This is a genomic window from Haloferax larsenii (assembly GCF_024730625.1).
Classification (GTDB): domain Archaea; phylum Halobacteriota; class Halobacteria; order Halobacteriales; family Haloferacaceae; genus Haloferax; species Haloferax larsenii.
Genome location: NZ_CP078063.1, coordinates 594,184 through 609,959 on the forward strand (window position 1 = coordinate 594,184; position 15,776 = coordinate 609,959).

Annotated in this window: 12 protein-coding genes; 3 read left to right on the forward strand and 9 right to left on the reverse strand. The window is 62.2% G+C overall.

The genetic code is table 11. The features are described 5' to 3' along the window. Window positions 1-22: 22 nt before the first annotated feature. A complete protein-coding gene (locus tag KU306_RS03135) occupies window positions 23-397 on the forward strand; it encodes a Rid family detoxifying hydrolase (RefSeq protein ID WP_007541647.1) in 375 nt (124 codons plus the stop codon). A gap of 88 nt (window positions 398-485) precedes the next feature. Here the strand turns inward: KU306_RS03135 and nagZ are convergent, their stop codons facing one another. The 4 genes from nagZ to KU306_RS03155 form a co-directional block, all read right to left on the reverse strand. Continuing rightward, entirely contained in the window at window positions 486-2,078 is a 1,593-nt protein-coding gene (gene nagZ, locus KU306_RS03140) for a beta-N-acetylhexosaminidase (RefSeq protein ID WP_258302847.1), read from the reverse strand. A 70-nt stretch (window positions 2,079-2,148) separates the two neighbouring features. Next, complete coding sequence (locus KU306_RS03145) at window positions 2,149-3,060, reverse strand: carbohydrate ABC transporter permease (RefSeq protein ID WP_007541643.1); 912 nt, start codon at window positions 3,058-3,060, stop codon at window positions 2,149-2,151. A 1-nt stretch (window position 3,061) separates the two neighbouring features. Next, window positions 3,062-4,039 (reverse strand): carbohydrate ABC transporter permease, encoded by a 978-nt coding sequence (locus KU306_RS03150; protein WP_049918676.1) that lies wholly within the window; start codon window positions 4,037-4,039, stop codon window positions 3,062-3,064. 189 nt (window positions 4,040-4,228) lie between these two features. After that, on the reverse strand, window positions 4,229-5,545 hold the full coding sequence (locus KU306_RS03155) for an extracellular solute-binding protein (protein WP_007541639.1): 1,317 nt from the start codon (window positions 5,543-5,545) through the stop codon (window positions 4,229-4,231). Window positions 5,546-5,691: 146 nt separating this feature from the next. Here KU306_RS03155 and dgoD point away from each other — a divergent pair, with 146 nt between their 5' ends. Beyond that, window positions 5,692-6,843: a galactonate dehydratase gene (gene dgoD, locus KU306_RS03160; protein ID WP_007541638.1), complete on the forward strand. Its 1,152-nt coding sequence runs from the start codon at window positions 5,692-5,694 to the stop codon at window positions 6,841-6,843. Window positions 6,844-6,913: 70 nt separating this feature from the next. After that, a complete protein-coding gene (locus KU306_RS03165; RefSeq protein ID WP_258302848.1) occupies window positions 6,914-7,657 on the forward strand; it encodes an IclR family transcriptional regulator in 744 nt (247 codons plus the stop codon). 17 nt (window positions 7,658-7,674) lie between these two features. Here the strand turns inward: KU306_RS03165 and KU306_RS03170 are convergent, their stop codons facing one another. From KU306_RS03170 to KU306_RS03190, 5 genes are all read right to left on the reverse strand, one after another. Then, window positions 7,675-8,745: a glucose 1-dehydrogenase gene (locus KU306_RS03170; protein WP_258302849.1), complete on the reverse strand. Its 1,071-nt coding sequence runs from the start codon at window positions 8,743-8,745 to the stop codon at window positions 7,675-7,677. Between the two features lie 201 nt (window positions 8,746-8,946). Continuing rightward, entirely contained in the window at window positions 8,947-10,374 is a 1,428-nt protein-coding gene (locus tag KU306_RS03175; RefSeq protein WP_258302850.1) for a PKD domain-containing protein, read from the reverse strand. A gap of 51 nt (window positions 10,375-10,425) precedes the next feature. Then, window positions 10,426-11,868 carry a PKD domain-containing protein gene (locus KU306_RS03180; RefSeq protein ID WP_258302851.1) on the reverse strand — a complete coding sequence of 481 codons (1,443 nt, stop codon included), beginning with the start codon at window positions 11,866-11,868 and terminating at the stop codon, window positions 10,426-10,428. A 25-nt stretch (window positions 11,869-11,893) separates the two neighbouring features. Further along, complete coding sequence (locus KU306_RS03185; RefSeq protein ID WP_258302852.1) at window positions 11,894-13,606, reverse strand: glycosyl hydrolase family 18 protein; 1,713 nt, start codon at window positions 13,604-13,606, stop codon at window positions 11,894-11,896. 182 nt (window positions 13,607-13,788) lie between these two features. Beyond that, window positions 13,789-15,408 (reverse strand): glycosyl hydrolase family 18 protein, encoded by a 1,620-nt coding sequence (locus tag KU306_RS03190; protein ID WP_258302853.1) that lies wholly within the window; start codon window positions 15,406-15,408, stop codon window positions 13,789-13,791. Between the last annotated feature and the right edge of the window lie 368 nt (window positions 15,409-15,776).

A 15,776-nucleotide genomic window follows, 5' to 3' on the forward strand; every position in this document is an offset into this window, starting at 1 on the left:
ATTTCCTCACTCCACATCACCAATGCGCGAACTCACCACCGACGACGCCCCCGCAAGCATCGGCCCGTTCTCCCAAGGCATCGAAACTGACGGCACCATCCACGTCTCCGGACAGGGACCCATCGACCCCGAAACGGGAGAGGTAGTCAGCCAAGACGTCCGCGAACAGACGAGACAGACGCTCGAAAACGTCGAGGCCGTCCTCCGTGCGGGCGGTGCGACGCTCGACGACGTAGTGAAAGCAACCGTCTTCGTCAACGATATGCGCTACTACGACCGCGTCAACGAAGTCTACGGCGAACTGCTCTCGTCTCCGTACCCCGCCCGCAGCGCGGTCGAAGTCGTGAAGCTCCCCGTCGACATCAAAGTCGAAATCGAAGTCGTCGCCGAAGCGTAGCAGACTCGCGTTCGTCCGTCCGGTTTCTCGTTTGTTTTCTCGCCAGTTTCTCGTCCGCCTTCTCGTCCGACTCGTCCTCCACGTTTGCTTATTGGACGCCCGGAATCGTCACGGGCAACGTCCCGCGGCCCGCTGCTTTCCCGAGGAGCACGTCCGCAAGGGCGTCCAGCATCGCGGGCGAGTATCCGTAGCTCGTGAGATACGTCGAGACGTCGGGGAATGCAGCGAGGTCGTATGGGTCGCGAACTGAGACGACGGCCAACTCAGTTCCCGCGTCGGCTATCTCGCCGACGACTCGCGCCTGTTCGGGATTCGACCGCGCGTGATACGTCGCGACAGCGACCTGCTCGCCACCGTCGAACGGGTGGTCGTACCCCGCAGGGTCCACAATCTGATGGAAATGGACCTCCACGTCGTGTCGCGCGAGCGACGCGAGGAGGTCGGCTGGGTCGTATCGGTCGTCTTCGGCGTCCGACTGGGCGGACCCCGCGAAGCCGACGAAGTGAATCGGTTCGGACGCGTCGAACGGGACCGTCTCGGGACGGTCGCGGACGACGGTCACTGCCTCCCGCGCGAGTTGTCCTGCGACTGTGCGGGACTGCTCGACCGCTGCTTGCCAGTCCCCCGAGCCTGTACGCCCATCCCCGAACTGCTGGCGCTTGTATCGCTGTACCCGCTCGAACGCGCTGTCGATTCGAGACTCGGGTATCTCACCGGACTCGACGGCCGCGACGACGCGCTCGATGGCGTCGCGTTGGCGCTCCGGCGAGTGCGACACGAGCACGATGTCGCATCCCGCGTCGAGTGCCTGCACTGCGCCCTCGGCCGTACCGACCGTCTCCGAGATAGCGTTCATCTCCAGACAGTCGGAGACGAGCAGGCCGTCGAATCCGAACTCCTCGCGGAGGATACCCGTGAGAACGTCTTCCGAGAGCGTCGCCGGAAGCGTCTCGTCGCCCGTAATCGCCGGGAACGCGATGTGCGTCGTCATGAGCGCGTCGATACCGGCGTCGATAGCGCGGCGGAACGGAGCGAACTCGACGGCTTCCAAGCGGTCTCTGTCGTGTGGGACGACCGGAAGCGACCGATGCGAGTCGGTCTCGGTGTCTCCGTGACCGGGGAAGTGTTTCCCGCAGGCGGCGACGCCAGCAGACTGGAACCCCGATGCGAGCGCCGCGCCCAGTTCGCCGACGAGTTCGGGGTCGTCGCCGAACGACCGGACGCCGATGACCGGGTTTTCCGGATTGTTGTTCACGTCGAGGACCGGCGCGAAGTTCATCGAGATACCGAGAGACGCGAGCTCTTCGCCGACCGTCTCACCCGCCGTTCGAAGCGTGTCCGGGTCCCGTGTCGCACCGAGTGCCATCTGGCTGGGTAACTGCGCTCCCCAGTCGAATCGAGAGACGACGCCGCCTTCCTGGTCGGTCGCGATGAGGAGTGGTGGTTGACCGGCATCGCGTGCGATGGTCTGGAGGCGGTCCGAGAGCGACGCGACCTGCTCGGGCGAATCGATGTTCCGACTGAAGTAGATGACGCCACCGAGGTGGTGTGACGCGACGAGCTGTTCGATGTCGTCGGTCGGCTCGATGCCGTCGAATCCGGCGACGAACAACTGGCCGACTTTCTCTTCGAGCGGCACCGCCTGCACGCGGCGCTCCGTTATCGAGGCGTTGTCTGTCATTCGGCCGGACAGTCGCAGGGGATGGTCTTAGTGCTACTGTCTCACGCAGTCGAAAAAATCGGGAGGAGAGTCAGTGCTTCACGCTGCCGGAGGTCAGTCCGGAGACGATGGGCTTCTGGAACAGGACGAACAGGAACAACAGCGGAATCGTCGCCACCGTCGAGGCCGCCATCATCTGTCCCCAGTAGGTCTGGGTCTGCGTCTGGAACTCCTGAATACCGATTGCGAACGGCGTGACAGTGTCGGAGCCGAGGACGGACGCGAACAGCACCTCGTTGAACGCGAGGAGGAACACGAACATCGAGGTGGCGGCGATTCCGGGGGCGGCCAAGGGCATCACGACGCGGAAGAGCGCGCCGAGTCGGGTACAGCCGTCGATGCGGGCCGCTTCACCCAGCGCCTTCGGGATGGTGTCGAAGTAGCCGCGAAGCATCCAGATTGCAAAGGGGATGGTGAACGTCGAGTAGAGGAAGATGAGCCCGTGATACGTGTCTTTCATCGGGATGCCGACCTGCATCTGGATGTTGATGAAAAGCAGGTACATCGGCAGGAGGATGAGCACGCCGGGAATCATCTGCGTCCCCAGAATCGACAGTTCGAGCTTCCCCTTCCCCGGGAAGTCGTACCGCGAGAACGCGTAGGCGGCGAGGCTGGCGATGAGGATGGTGACAACCGTCGTCACGCTGGCGATGATGAGACTGTTCAGGAAGTAATCCAACAGCGGGAAGCGCTGCCACATCTCGAAGTAGTTCGAGACGTGGAACTCGCTGGGAATCAGCGTCGGATTCTCCGTCATCACCTGGCTCCGGGATTTGAAGCTGTTCATCACCATCATCCAGATGGGAAAGAGCGCGAACAGGAGCACCAATCCGAGTGCGAACCGCGTGAAGGCGTCGAAGAGGAGTTCGCGGCCGTCGGTCGACAACCGCCACGTCTCCGGGATACGACCGCCTTCGTCTTCGCGTCGAAGTGCGCTCAACATCTCAGATTGCACCTCCCTCGAACTCGCCGCCGATGACGCGGGTGTAGTAGATGTACGCGAGAATCATGGCGACGATGAAGAGGACCGTACTCATCGCTGCGCCGAGGCCGAACGACCAGTTGGAGAAGGCGTAGTTGTAGATGAACAACATCAGCACCTTTCCGGAGTCGCTCGGACTCGCGCCGAGAAGCACGTACGGGACGGTGAAGTTGATGAGCGTCCAGACGACCATCAGGAGGACGATGACGACCGAGACGGGCTTGAGTTGCGGCATCGTGATGTACCGGAACTTGCCCCACCGCCCCGCACCGTCGGTTTCGGCGGCCTCGTAGAGGTGCTCCGGAATCGACTGGAGCCCCGCGTAGAGCATAATCGCCGCCCACGGGAAGTTTTGCCACGTCCACACGGCGGTGATGGCGAATATCGACCGCGGACCGATGAGCCAGAAGAACGACCCGTCGATGAGCCCGACCGACCGCAGGATGTGGTTTATCATCCCGGTGTCGGTGCGGAACATCATCTGCCACGTCAGGACGGTCACGACGGCGGGCGCAATCCACGGGACCAACACGAGCGTCCGCGCGGCGAGTTTCCCGCGGAAGTCCCGATTCAAAAGCAGTGCCGTCCCCAGTCCGAGCGTGTAGATGCCGATGACGGACCCCACGGTGAAGACGAGTGTCTGCCGGAGCGAGGTCCAGAACTCGGCACCGACGATGGTGTTGGGGTTGAATATCTTGGCGTAGTTTTCGAACCCGACTATCGGCGCGTTCCACCAGTTCGACACGTACGACGCGTCGAGTTGGACGAAGCTGATGTAGAATCCCCAGACGATAGGGAGGAAGTGGATAATCCCCATCATCAGGAACGCCGGTAGCAGGAGTTTGTAGGCGAATCGCGTGTCGTCGCCGAGTCTGGGTATCCGTACCTGCACCCAGTTCGGGACGGCTCTCGTGAAACCGCTTTTGGCCCGTTCTAACATGTGTCATCACTTCTCAACTGGTTCATATATATGTTCTCAAATGTAGGAGGGTTCATGGTGGCTGATACTGGCTGTGGGGGACCAACGCGTTGGAGTGTGGTGTGATATCGGCTTGGTTCTGTGTCGTGTGGCGGTTCGCTGGTGTTGGCGCGTCAGTGCGTGGTTCGTGGTGTCCTCGCTGTGTCGTGGTCAGTTTTCGCTCAGGACGTTGTTCGCCTGCTGGACTGCCTTGTCGAGGGCGGCTTGGGTGTCGCCTTCGCTCCAGTCGCCGCTGACGCCCTTCGTGAGCACGTCGGTGACGGCGTTCTTGATGGTGCCTTCGACTTCGCCCCAGCCGATGACCTGCGGGAACGTCTTCGCGCCCGGCAGGACCTCGTCGGCGAACGTCTGGTACAGCGGTCCAGAGAACTGTTCTTGGTCGAAGCCGCTTTTTATCGTCGGCAGGAAGCCGGTCATCGAAGCGATGTCGGCGTTGACGGCGGGCTTCATCAGGTACTTCAGCCACTTTGCGGCCTCGTCCGGATAGTCCGTCCACGGGTGGATACCGACGAGGTTCACCCCGTAGAACGTCGCGGACTGGCCGTTCGGCCCTGCCGGTGGTTTGTACACCGCCATGGAGTCGCGGGTCGCGTCGCCCTCGGAGACGACCTTGTCGACCGTGTTGAGCGAACTCCACGTCCCCGCGATGCGCTTGTTGATGAAGGCGCTGTCGCGGGCGGGGCCGTCCCACTCGGCGGACGCCTTCGGCGCGACCTCGTGCTTCGTCGCGAGGTCCTTGTAGAAGTTGAGCGCCTCGACGGCTTCCTCGCTGTTGAACACCGCTTCCGACTTGTCGCCGGAGAGTAGCTTGCCGCCCGCCTGCCAGACGAACATGGCGTAATACTGGGTCACAGCCCAGTTATTCGCGCCGGGGAGTCCGAACAGGTGTTTGTCGGGGAACGACTCTTTGAACTGCTTGCTCTGCTCGACGAGTTGGTCCCACGAAGACGGCTGTTCACTGATTCCGGCCTCGTCGAGCATTCCTTGATGGACGAGGTGGCCGCGCGGCCCCCAGAACCACGGGAAACCGGCGGTGATTCCGTCGTGTTGGGCGACGTTCGTCGGTTGGTCGTAGACGCCGTCGAGACTGACGTCGAGTTCGTTGAGGTCCATCCACGCGTCGGATTGGACCTGCTGGGGCATCCACGTCGAGGCGATTTCCTCGACGTCGGGACCGTCGCGACTGGTGATGCTGTTGAGCTGTTTTTGCTTCGCGTTGCCCCAGCCCATCGTCTCGATTTCGACGGAGATGCCCGTCTCTTCTTCGAACTTTGCGGCGTGTTTCTCGTAGAACTTCTCGACGCCGCTGGTCGCAAAGTGGCGAGCCTTGAGCGTGACATCTTCGCTAGTCTGGCTGGTCGTGCCGGTGAACTGCCCGAGACAACCCGTCAGGCCCGTCGCCGTCGCGGCGCCGGCACCTGCGAGGAGTTGCCTCCGAGACAGGATACGCTTGCTAGTGTCTTCCATGAGACAGTACCACTATAGAAATCACACTATTTATAATTCATTGTTATGTCTGCCACGTTTAACGAAGAATCGACATATCCGACGCCGTCGGGCGACCCGAGGCGGTACCACGAGAAGTTATTACACCATGGTCGAAATACCGAACCATGGAAATCACCGGGTACGACCTCTACGAACTCCCTCCGCGCTGGTTGTTCCTCAAGATAGAGACCGACGAGGGAATCGTCGGTTGGGGCGAACCCATCGTCGAGGGGCGGGCGAAGACGGTGAAGACGGCCGTCTCGGAGATGCTCGATGGATACCTGGTCGGCGAAGACCCGCTTCGAATCGAAGACCACTGGCAGGCGTTGTATCGAAGCGGGTTCTACCGCGGTGGCCCGATTCTCATGAGCGCCATCGCAGGCATCGACCAGGCGCTGTGGGACATCAAGGGCAAGTACTACGACGCGCCCGTCTACGAACTCCTCGGCGGCAAGAGCCGAGACAAGATTCGGGTGTACCAGTGGGTCGGCGGCGACCGCCCTGCCGACGTCGTCGAAGAAGCGAACCGCCTCGTCGACACGGGCTACACGGCGCTGAAGATGGACGCGACGAACCAGACGCGACACATCGAGACGGCGGCGTCGATAGAGCGCGTCGTCGACCGGATTCGCAACGTCCGCGAGGCCGTCGACGACACGGTCGATATCGGCGTCGACTTCCGTGGCCGCGTCTCGAAGTCGATGGCGAAGACCCTCACCAACCGCCTTGCTGACCTCGACCTCATGTTCGTCGAGGAACCGGTGCTCCCGGAGAACGTCGACCACCTCCCCGCAATCGCCAACCAGTCGCCGGTGCCGATTGCGACGGGCGAACGGCTCTACTCGCGGTGGGACTTCAAAGAGCTCTTTCGGGGCGGCGCTGTCGACCTGATTCAGCCGGTGGTCTCCCACGCTGGAGGTATCTCCGAGGTGGCCAAACTCGCGACCATGGCCGAGGCGTTCGACGTGGGTGTCGCCCCGAACTGCCCGCTGGGTCCGATTGCGCTCGCGGCCTCCTTACAGGTCGATACGTACATCCCGAATCTCGTCGTCCAAGACCACGGTTTCGACATCCACTCGCCCGACCTCGGGCCCGCGTACGACTACCTCGAAGACCCGAACGTCTTCAACTTCGACGACGGCTACCTCGACACGCTCGACGACCCCGGACTCGGCATCACCATCGACGAGGAGACCATCGAATCGCGCTCACAAGCCCACGTCGAGTGGCAGAACCCGACGTGGCGAAACGAAGACGGCAGTATCACCGACTGGTAGCGTCCCCGGCCAGAGGCAGCGTTTCGCCCCGCCACGAAACCGTTAAACCGCTCTTGTTCGACTTCGGGATATGACCGACCGGAGCCAGGTGCCGACGCTCTCCGCGCCGAAAAAGACGTTCGCCCTCGTCGAAGAGATGGCGAACCGTGACGGACCGGTCCGAGTCTCAGACCTCGCCGAGACGCTCGGATTCACGCGGAGTACGACGTACAAGCACCTCGCGACGCTGCGGGAACTCGGCTACGTGCGAAAGGTCGGCGTCGAATACACGCTGTCGTATCGGTTCGTCCTGTTCGGAAGCCGCATCCGCGGGCGCTCGCCACTCTACCGCGCCGCCAACGAACTCATCGACCAACTCGCCGAGACGACGAACGAGACGGCCGGACTGTTCGTCAAACAGGGACCGTACGGCGTGAATCTCTACCAATCGACCAGCGACCGGTCGGACGCGGTCGAGATGGACGACCACCTCCACTGCACCGCACCGGGGAAAGCCATTCTCGCACATCTCACCGACGAGGAGAGCACAGAAGTCGTCGAGGCTGCCGGGCTTCCCGCGCGCACGGACAACACGATAACTGGCCCGGACGTACTCGCCGAAGAACTCGCAAACGTCCGCGAGCGCGGCATCGCCATCGAACGCGGCGAGCAGCATCCGAATCAAAACGGAGTGGCAGTCGCCTTCGAACACCAAGACGAGGTGGCCGCCGTGTACGTCGTCGGCCACGCGGACCGACTGAGCAGCAAACGACTCGAAGAGAACATCCCCGGCATGCTCCTCGGAACGGTTCGACAGACCAAAGAGTCGCTCTGAGGTCGCGGCCGCGACGATTAGCGTTCCGACGGCGAGACGAACTCGACGGCGGTCTTGATTTGGTCGGTGTTTCGCTCGAAGGCGGCACTCGGGTCTTCTGCGGGAACGACTTCCGTGACGATGTCGTCGACGAACCAGTCGGGAAGCGACGACACCGTCTCGATGGCGTCCTCGAAGTGCGGGATGTGAGAGTTGACGCTCCCGACGAGCGCCTTGTTCTGCAGCACCATCTCGCGGTGGAGCCGACCGCCTTCGATTTCGAACGACCAGTCACCGGGGACGCCGAGCAGCGCGCCCACGCCGTTCGGCGCGAGTGCGTCGAGCACTTCGAACGCGTGTTTCGCGTAGCCGGTGGCCTCGACGGCGATATCGACGTGTCCGTGTTCGGCCGGAATCTCGGGGACCGGGGTCTCCCGCGAATCGACGTACGTCGCGCCCAGTTTCTCGATGATGTCGATGCTCGGGTCCGGGCGGTCCCGACGACCCAGACAGTAGAGGTCGTCCACGTCGCGGGCGAGTCGCGCCAGCGTCAACAGTCCGAGCGGGCCGTTTCCGAGGACGAGCGCCGACTCCGGTTCCCACGTGAACGCCGACCGGGTCGCGTAGGCGTGTTCGAGTGCCTTCTCCGCGTTACTCATCGGTTCGACGAGGAAGCCGTGTGGGGCGAGCGACTCCGGAATCTCCACGAGGAACTCCGCCGGACTCGTGAAGTACTCGGACATGTAGCCGTGGGCGTCGACGATACCGCGTTCGACGTACTTCCCGTCGGGGGCCATGTCGGGTTCGCCGCGCTCGAAGTACTCGTTCGTCCCGTTCGACGGGCGACGCACGGTCGGCATGACGAGGTCGCCGACGTCGAAGCCGGTCATAGTCGGGTCGACGACGACGCCGATAGCCTCGTGGCCGAGGATTTGGTAGTCGTCACCCGGCGGGAACCCGCCGTGTGTCCCCTTGATGACCTCGTGGTCGGTGCCGTCGACGCCGACTCTGAGTGTCTCGACGAGCACTTCGCCGGGGTCGGGCTCTGGCGTCGGAACGTCGATGACACGCGGCGATTCTTCGCCGCGATGGACAGCGATGGCGCGCATTACGCTGTCACTTCCCAATTTCGGAGACCTGCGTCGAGGTGTCTCGTCTCGTTCGTCGTGCCACGCAGATTGTGACGTGTCCGGTGTCGTGACGCGGCGTCAGCGACACAGGGACGGCTCGGTGTGTCGTTCATCACCGGACACATCATTGGGTTGCAAGAAATAGCTTCGGGTGAACCGTACGGTGGCTGTCCGAGCCGCTCACTCGCTCGTGAACGGCGCGAAGAGCGACGAGAACTCGTACGGTTCTTGGTCGATGCCGCTTTTCACGGGTGAGACCTCACCCGAGCCGGTGCCGTTGTCCCGGTCGATAGACCAAAACGAGAGCATGCCGACGTCGTTGTTCTGTGCGAAGTCGAGGACCTGCTCCGCGTCCGACTGGGTGAACGTCCCGCCGACGTTGTTCACGCCAATCATCGGCGTGATGCCGACCATACTCCAGCGCTCGGCGGCCGATTTGTCGGGGAAGAGGTCGCCGAGGTCGTCGTGGAGGTTACTGGCCGACTGGGTGACGATGTCGCCGCTCGGCTCGACCCAGCCGTAGTTCATCGTCATGATGTTCACCGTGTCGATGGTGACGCCCTTGTCGATGGCGTCCTGAAGCACGTCTGTGCCCTGTGCGGTCAGTCCCTTCGTCGATGTCGGGAGCGTAAAGGAGACGCTGACCTCGGGGCGACGTTCCTGAAGCGTCGCGAGTGCCTCGTTCCGGCGCTTTACCGTGTCCATGGCAAACGCCTCTTCGTCGATGTCCAGATGGGTCGCGCCGTACGCATCGACGACTGCCTCGAAGCGGTCGGCGAGAACCGCCGGGTCGTCGGTCCCGTCGGCGAGATACGGTCCCGCCGCGCCACCGAAGGCGATGATGGCCTCACCGCCAGCGTCGTGGATGTCGTCGATGTAGCCGCCGACAGACGACTCGCCGACGAGTTTGTTCGCGTCGCCGTCCCACGCCGGTTGTCCGTCCGGGCCAGCGAGGACGAACGCGAGATGGAAGTAGTTCGTTCCGGCCTGTTGTGCGTGGTCTATCGGGGCCGTTTCGGGCTTCGTGGAGACGTGGTCGTACGGTGCGAACACGCTCGACGGAAGACCGTCAGCCGGTGTTCCACCGCCGCCATCGGACGACTCGACGGTGACGGTCTTGCTCGTCGCGTCGGTCGCGCCGTCTGTACCGGTGACGGTGAGTTCGACCGTGTACGACCCGGTCGAGCCGAACGAGTGCGAGACGGTCTTCCCCGTCGCGCTCTCGCCGTCGCCGAAGTCCCAGTCGTAGCTGTCGATGCTCCCGGTGGAGTCACTCGCGTCGAAGGAGACCGAGGTGTCCGGTGTGACCGTCGCGTCGTCGATAGTGAACGCCGCAGTGAGAGTCTCGCCGCCTCCATCGCCGCCGTCTGCGGGACCGACTTTGGTCCAGTAGGCCGACCCTTCGGACGGCTCGGCGTTTCGTGAGGAGAGGTCGGCTTCCCAGATGTACCCGTCGTGGGTGACGCGGTCGCCTTCCTCGTAGAGCGTGGAGTCGTCCCACTTTGGCGGGGACTCGGCCGCGACTGTCGTCGATGCTGCGCCGACGCCAGCGACTGACGTGACGAGTGCCGAGACGTTTCTGAGGTAGGTTCGACGGTGCTGTGTCATGGATTGGTCGTGAATGGTTGGTGTGTCATGGGTGAGTCGTGTGGTTCTGCGTCATTGGTCGGCCGTGAACGGATTGAGGATGGACGAGAACTCGAACGGCTCCTGCTCGATGAGGGAGCTCTCGTAGAGTTTGTCGCCCTCGCCGTTGTCGCGGACGAGTTCCCAAAACGAGAGCCACCGAAGGTCGTTGTTTTGTGCGAAGTCGAGGACCTGCTGCGCGTCTTCCTGATAGAACGTCCCGCCGATGTCGTTGACGCCAATCATCGGCGTGAGTCCGAGCATGTGCCAGCGTTCGGCGGCCGATTTGTCCGGGTAGAGGTCGCCGAGTTGCGCGTGGACGTTCTCGGCCGCGCTGATGGCGTTTTCGGCGTTCGGCTCGATGTCCGCGCCGTAGTCCATCACCATCAGGTTGACCGCTTCGAGTTCGACGCCCTTCGAGACGGCGTCTTCGAGGACGAACAGTACGTCGTTCGAGGAGTGGTCCGGGAAGCCCGAGGGCATCACCGGAAGCGTGTAGGAGACGCGCAGGTCTGGGTACTCCTCTTGCAACATGACGAGCGCCTCGTTGCGGCGGCGAATCGCCTCTTCGTCGCGGCTGATAAGCGACTCCTCGTCGAAGTCGATAAACGTGAGGTCGTACGTCTCGACGACCGTCGCGTAGGCGTCTTTCAACTCGCTCGCGCTCGAAATCGCCTCGGCGAGGTACGTCCCGTTGAGACCGCCGAAGGAGACGATGACCTCGCCGCCGTGTTGGTCTCGGAGTTCGGTGAGTTGCGTGCCGACGTCGAGCCAGTTGCTCGGTTCGCCGACTTTCTGGCTTCCGGCCCACGCCGGGTCGGCATCTCCGTCGGCGAGGACGAACGCGAGGGTGAAGTACTCGGTTCCGGCGGCCTCGACGTTTTCGGCCAGCGAAAGCTGGTCTTCCAGCATCATATCGACGAACGGGGCGAAGATGCGGTCCGGAATCGGGTTCGCCGAGGGGACGCCGTCGGCGTCGACCGTGAGTTGCTTCGTCGCGTCGGCCGTGTCGCCATCGGCGTCTGTCACGGTCAGCGAAATCGTGTACTCGCCGGTGCTGTCGTAGGCGTGAGACACGGTCAGTCCGGTCTTCGTCGTTCCGTCACCGAAGTCCCACTCGTAGCTTTGCAGGTCGCCGGTCGAAGCGCTGGCGTCGCAACTGACCTCGGTGCCGGGTTGGACGAACGTGGAACTCACGTCGAAGGCGGCAGTCGGAGGGTCGCCCGCGTTGTCGGCGGCTTCGATTCCCTTCCACATGTTCGCGTCCTCGCTCGGTTCGTCGCCTTTCGTCCACCACTTCGCCTCCCAGATGTAGGCGTCGTGGGTGACGCGGTCGCCGTCGGTGTAGACCGAATCCGGGTCCCACTGCGGCGGGTCGCTCGCCGCTGCGACTGAACGGATTCCAACGGACGAGAGCCCGGCGACACCGGTCAGTCCCGCGAGCGACCGAAGTATCGACCGTCGCTTCCGCGTCATTGGTTCACCTGCTGGTCGATGGACATCATTGGTTCACCTGCTGGTCGATGGTGTCGAGGAGCGTGCCGTTGTAGTCCTGCGAGAGTTCCCAGAACATCACGCCGCCGAGCCCTCTGGACTTCGCGAGTTTGACCTTCTCTTCGATGGATGCGGGGTCGTCGTAGCTGATGAAAATCCCCTGTTCTTCGTTCCAGAGCCACGGCACCTGTCCCTGCTCGTTGACGTTCTTCTCCCAGCCAGCGGCACCTTCGTAGTTCTCTTCGAGGTCGCCGTAATCGAACGCACCCGTGTTGGCCTGGTCGGGGCCGAGGAGGTGGTTCCACGTTCCCGGCGGGATAACCTCGTTTTGGTGCTGCGGGTCGCCCTGTTGCCAGTCTGAGAGCGAGAACGTGTCCCAGATGCCGTTATCGACCTTGCAGCCACGACCGTAGAACGGCATGCCGAGCACGAGGCTCGCGGGGTCCTCGACAGGCTCGCCGTAGTCTTCCCACTGCATCCAGTCGACCCAGTAGCCCTTGTTCTTCCAGATTTCGAGCGTCGTCTCGATAGTGTACTGCTGGGCGTCTCCCGAGGGTGGGTAGTCGTCGGGCGTGCCGTAAATCGGCGCGTTCAATCCCGCAGTCTCGTGCCAGACGCCGGTGAAGTCGTACGCCATCATGTAGATGTCGTCGACGACGCGCTCGACCTCGCGGTGCTTGATGAGCGAGGCGTTCCAGTCGGACCCGCCGTTTGCGACCGACAGGTAGTACGTCCGGTCGTCTTCGTTCTCGACTGCGTCGAGTTTGTCTCGGACTGCCTGAAGCAGTTTGACGTGATTCGCCGGCCCCTCGGCGCTGCCGCACTCACAGACCCCGCGGTTCGGACCGGGGTGTTCCCAGTCGATGTCGATACCGTCGAAGTCGTACTGGCGCATGAGCGCGACTGCGGTGTTCGCAAATCGCGTTCGGTTCTCCTCGGTTGCGGCGGCGTCTTCGAACCCGGGCGAGAGCGCCCACCCGCCGATAGAGAGCTTGAGATTCGTGTCCGACGCCGGGCCTTGCTTGAGGTCGGCAAAGGACTGAAGCAGGCTTTCGTGGTCGACTTCGCTGTCCGGGATAACCACGCTGCCGTCCGGTTTCACGTCGAGGAAGGCGTACAGGACGTCCGTGACCTTGTCGAACGGAATGTCTTCGGGATAGTACTGGTAGTCCTCGTTGCCCTTCCAACTCGGGTAGTAGCCGACGACGCTGAACTCCTCGGACGGGGCGTTCTCCGAGACCGTGATTTGTTTCGAGGTGGTGTCGCTCGCGTCGCCGTCGCTCACGGTGAGTGTGACCGTGAACTCCTGTTCCGAGTCGTACGTGTGCGATGCGGTTTGTCCAGAGGCGGTCGTCCCGTCGCCGAAGTCCCACTCGTAACTGGATGGGCTCCCGTCTGACCCGCTTGCGTCGACCGAGACCTCGACACCCGGCTCGACGTAGGTGTCGCTGACGGTGAACGAGGCTTTCAGCCCGTTTCCGCCACCCGCTTCCTCGATTTGTTTCCACACGTTCGAGTCGGTAGATGGCTCGTCACCTTTCGTCCACCACTTGGCTTCCCAGATATACCCGTCGTGAGTGACGCGGTCGCCACCCGTGTACGCGACGTCGGGGTCCCAAGCGGGCGGTGTGTCTGCTGCCGATGCGGTTACGCTCGCACCCGAGAGGAGCGCGAGCAAGGCTGACGTGTTCCGTAGGTAATCTCGTCTGTTCTGTCTCATTGTGGTGTTCCCTTCGCCAACGTGCTGGCGACAGGCACTGTACAGGACAGATATTATTAAACTTTAATGAAAAATAAATTTTAGTCTAACTCCGAGAGATTTTGCAGCCGCTACAGGACGCACCTCGTGAGGAGGTGCAGGAGAGTAGTACGTGTTCAGGCGAGGCTATCGTGGAGGCGATGTCAGAGGTGTTCGAGGAGCGTGTCGAGGAGCACCTCGTTTTTGTCACCCGAGAAGGCCCAGAACATCAGCCCGCCGAGGTCGTTTTCGAGGGCGTAGTCCGTTTTGATGCCGACGGATTTCGGGTTGTCGTAGCTGACGAGTACGTCCGAGCTACTGGAGTAAATCCACGGGACCTTGGCGGTGTCGTCCCAGTGGTACTCGTACTCGGAACTCGGTTCGAGGTTCTGGTTGATGTCCCAGAACTCCATGATACCGTTGTCCTGGCCCCACGTTCCGTCTGGCGACCCCTCGAAGGACTGGTAGAGTCCGCCGTTGTCGCTGCTCGCGACGTTGCCGAAGCTCCGACCGTAGAACGGAAGCCCCATCGAGAGCTGCGAGCTATCGAAGGCAGTGTTCGCCCAGTAGGTCATCGCGGCGTCGACGTTGAAGTCCTGTGCACGCGGCGATGGGTCGTTGTCCTTGTAGTACAGCGGACTCTGGTGATTCGTGTACTCGTCGAAGGCTCCGTGGAAGTCGTAGGTCATGACGTTCAGGAAGTCCAGGAGCTCCGAGTTCCGCTGGTGGTCGAGTCCCTCGTTTTTCTGCGGGTCGGCCGACAGCGCGGACGTCAAGAGGTACTCTTGGCCGTCTTCCTCTTCGGCCGCGTCGAGTTCGTCCCGAACCGCAGCCAGAAGGTCGGTGTAGCGCTTCTTGTCGCCGTCGCGGACGATGTTGCCCGACTTCCCGCCACCGCCGGGGTACTCCCAGTCGATGTCGAGGCCGTCGAAGTTGTGCGCACGCATGATTTCGACGGCGGTCTTCGCGAAGCGCTGGCGACTCGCCTCGGTCTCGGCCGCGTTCGAGAAGTACTTCGAGTCGTTCCAGCCACCGATAGAGAAGAGGAACTCGGTCGTCGGGTCGTCGACGAGTTCGTCGAATCCGGTGTGGTCGTGCCACGACTCGGGTTCGAGAACTCGCTTCGCCGCGTTTTCGTTGATGTAATCGACCGACCCGTCTTGGTTGACAGTCAGGAAGGCGTAGTTGACGTGAGTGACCTTGTCAAGGGGGATGTCGCCGGGCGTGTACTCGCGGTCCCACTGCGCCCACTGCATGTAGTAGCCGACGACGCGATTGTCGGTCGGCATCCCGCCATCGCTCGCGGTGATGACTTTCGTCGTCGAACCACTCGCACCGGAGTCGTCTGTGACGGTCAGTTTGACCGTGTACTCGCCCGCCGAGTCGAACGTGTGGGAGACGACTTTCCCGGAGCCGGTGCTTCCGTCGCCGAAGTCCCAGTCGTACTGGGTCGCACTGTCGGCCGAGCCGCTCGCGTCGAATTCGACCGTTTCACCGGGGTTGATGACGAGGTCGCTCGCGGTGAACGAAGCTTTCAACTCGTTTCCGCCGCCCGCTTCCTCGATTTGTTTCCACACGTTCGCGTCGGTGGACGGTTCGTCGCCTCTCGTCCACCACTTCGCTTCCCAGATATAGCCGTCGTGAGTGACGCGGTCACCAGACGTGTAGGTCGCTTCAGGGTCCCACTTCGGGGGGTTCTCTGCTGCTACAGCCGTCCCCGCGCCACCGAGAAGCGCGAGCAAGGCTGACGTGTTCCGTAGGTAATCTCGTCTGCTCTGTTTCATTGTTCGAGCGGACCGTCCCCGACGACACCACTCTGTCCGCTGTGCCGTCGAACGTATCCTGTTGAGTCAATGTCACACATGTCATAATAAATCTACGGCCAATCATGTCCAACTAGACATATTTGTGGACTGCATCTCTGCGAGCGGTCGGTCAAGGCTCGCGGTGACGTCGAAACGTGAGACTTCTCGGCGTATGGATTTCGTAATAGTAACAGACTGCAATTGATGGCTGTCGAGTCGCGAATTGGGTCCAAGCTGGTCTTGGGCCACTGTATCGCTCGGTTTTGACTACATCACTCCCTGAGTCGACGATTCTGAAGTCGTCGTCGCTGAATCGTCGCGACCGAATTTCGAGTAGTTTGTTTCGT